Consider the following 2,218-nt stretch of genomic DNA (forward strand, 5'->3'; position numbering starts at 1 on the left):
TCAGCCCCAGATGACGGCTCCCAGCCACGCGCCGACCGCCAGCAGGCAGCAGAAGAGCTCCAGAAGCACCGAGTACCCCGTCGCCCGCATCACGGACCTGAGCGACGTCCAGCCCGCGGCCCGGCTTCCCAGACGAAGCCGTTCGGCGCCGTAGACGGCCCCCACGTATCCCAGGATCCCGCCCACCACCGGGATCACGAAGAAGCCCGCGATCGCGGCGACCCCTCCGGCCATCAGCGTCCGGCGCGGCGCTCCCGACTCGCGGGGGCGCCGCGAGGGCAGCAGCGCCTTCAGGGCCTGGTTCAGCAGCAGCAGGCAGGTCGAGCCGATCAGGACGCCCCAGGCGACCGGGGTCGGGTCGGTCAGCGCCCACCAGAGCACCGCCGCCCAGACGATCGCCTGCCCGGGCACGCCCGGCACCAGGACGCCGACCAGGCCGAGCAGCATCACCGCCCCGACGGCAACGAGCTGCCACACACTCATTCGACCAGCGTGCCGGAGTCCGCCGGGTCCTGCCCGTCAGCGGGGTCCCCGGGTCGGCCGGGACCGGTCAGCGGGGAGCGCGGGCCACCCAGCCGCGTTCGTACGCGTGCCAGCCGAGCTGCAGCCGGGTGGTGACCCCGGTGAGCTCCATCAGCCCCTTCACCCGGCGCTGCACCGTGCGCAGGCCGAGGTCCAGCTGCTTCGCCACGCTCGCGTCCGTCAGACCGGCGAGCAGCAGCGAGAGGATCTCCAGATCGGTCGGATCGGCACCCTGCCCGTTCTCCTCACTGATCCCGCTCCCGCCCAGCCGCAGCGGCATCGCGTCCCGCCACACCGCCTCGAAGAGACCCATCAGGGACTCCAGCAGCCCGCTGGCATGGATCACCAGGGCGGCGGGCTCGGCCCCCCGCCCGGACAACGGCACCATGGCCAGCGCGGCGTCCGCCACCACCAGCTTCGTCGGCACCCGGTCGACCACCCGGCACTGCTCGTCGCGGCCCAGGGCCGCCGACAGCTCCACGATGCCCGACGGCAGGGAGAGCACATCGCGCTCGACGACCACGCGGTAGGAGACGCCCCGCATCGCCGCCCGCTCCTCGGACTCGTTCTCCATGCCGGTGACCGCGATGGGCTTTCCCGTGACCAGGGCGCAGACCTCCGACGTGGCGCCCAGCTGCAGCTGGTGGAAGCGGTGGGCCACCGCGCTCGCGCCCGTCACCACCTCGACCAGGTCGTGCACCCCGGTTTCGGCCGCCTCGGCCCGGAACTCCTCGGCAAGCAGCGCGGACGCCAGCTCGGCCTGTTCGAGCTCGTGGCGCTGCTGGGTCAGCAGAGCGCCCAGGGCGACGCCGGGCGGGGCGGCGACCCAGCGGTCGGCCCGGGACGAGGACTGGGCCACGAGCCCCTGCTGCTCCAGACGGCGCAGCGCGCGCTCGGCGTCGGCCTCCGGCAGGGCCAGCCGGCGTGCGAGATCGGGGAGCTCAGCGGCACCCGCCGTGACCAGCGCGCGGTAGGCCGCTTCCTGTCTCTCGTCGAGACCTATCGCTGACAGCATCCTCGGCCCTCCCCGGATCGGTGCTCCCGCATGTCCGCGCCCCCGGCCGGGCCCGCCGTGGCGGGAAGCGGCCAGGCGTGAACCCGCCGGACCCATCATGCCCCGTCCCACCTGTCGCTCTGACAACCTGGCGCCACCGCGGCAGCGACCCGCCCACGGGCGGTCGTCTGATCACGGAACGCCCGCCGGGCGACCTTCCCGTGGGGGGTGGGGACGTCCGGCGGGCTCCTTCGCGCCGCCACTTCCGGGCACTTTTGCGGATGACCCGGTTTCGTACGCCCCGAGCGGTCGACACTATGGGCATGAGCCAGCAGGGGGAGAAGCCCGCCCACGAGGACGAGTGGTGGCGGAGGCTGTACGACGAGACCGCGCCGGACACCGGGCCGGGCCGCGCGGCGGACAGTCTCGACGACCGGTTCGACTCCGCGTCGGACGCCGTGGGCGGGCCGGGTACCGCCCGTGAGGACCACCCGGTCACGGAGGTGCCGCTGCCCGACCCGCGCCTGCCGGAGGGCCCGGCGCCGGACCGGCCGTCCGCCCCTCCTCTCCCTCAGTCGCCTCCCGCACGCTCCGCCCCCGAGCAGCCGGTCGCCCCCGAGCAGCCGGTCGCCCCGCGCACGGTCCCCGTCGAGCGCGCTCCCTGGGAGGCCCCGGCGGGAGTCTCCCGGCCGCAGACCTTCG

2 protein-coding genes and 1 pseudogene are annotated in these 2,218 nt (G+C 74.7%); 1 reads left to right on the forward strand and 2 read right to left on the reverse strand.

Features of this window, described 5'->3' with window-relative positions; translation table 11 throughout:
- Together B9S57_RS02215 and B9S57_RS02220 are read right to left on the reverse strand one after the other, a co-directional pair.
- Entirely contained in the window at window positions 1–483 is a 483-nt protein-coding gene (locus tag B9S57_RS02215) for a DUF456 domain-containing protein (RefSeq protein ID WP_103513838.1), read from the reverse strand.
- Between the two features lie 67 nt (window positions 484–550).
- Window positions 551–1,537, reverse strand: coding sequence for a LuxR family transcriptional regulator (locus B9S57_RS02220; RefSeq protein ID WP_103513839.1), 987 nt, complete (start codon window positions 1,535–1,537; stop codon window positions 551–553).
- Between the two features lie 302 nt (window positions 1,538–1,839).
- Here B9S57_RS02220 and B9S57_RS34320 point away from each other — a divergent pair.
- Window positions 1,840–2,218: pseudogene (locus B9S57_RS34320) on the forward strand (hypothetical protein); the annotation flags it as partial.

The sequence above is a fragment of the Streptomyces sp. SM10 genome, from assembly GCF_002910915.1.
GTDB lineage: Bacteria > Actinomycetota > Actinomycetes > Streptomycetales > Streptomycetaceae > Streptomyces.

Bases quoted from the DNA above. Each gene is read 5' to 3' on its own strand.
- B9S57_RS02215 (WP_103513838.1), bottom strand. From the start codon at position 483: ATGAGTGTGTGGCAGCTCGTTGCCGTCGGGGCGGTGATGCTGCTCGGC.
- B9S57_RS02220 (WP_103513839.1), bottom strand. From the start codon at position 1,537: ATGCTGTCAGCGATAGGTCTCGACGAGAGACAGGAAGCGGCCTACCGC.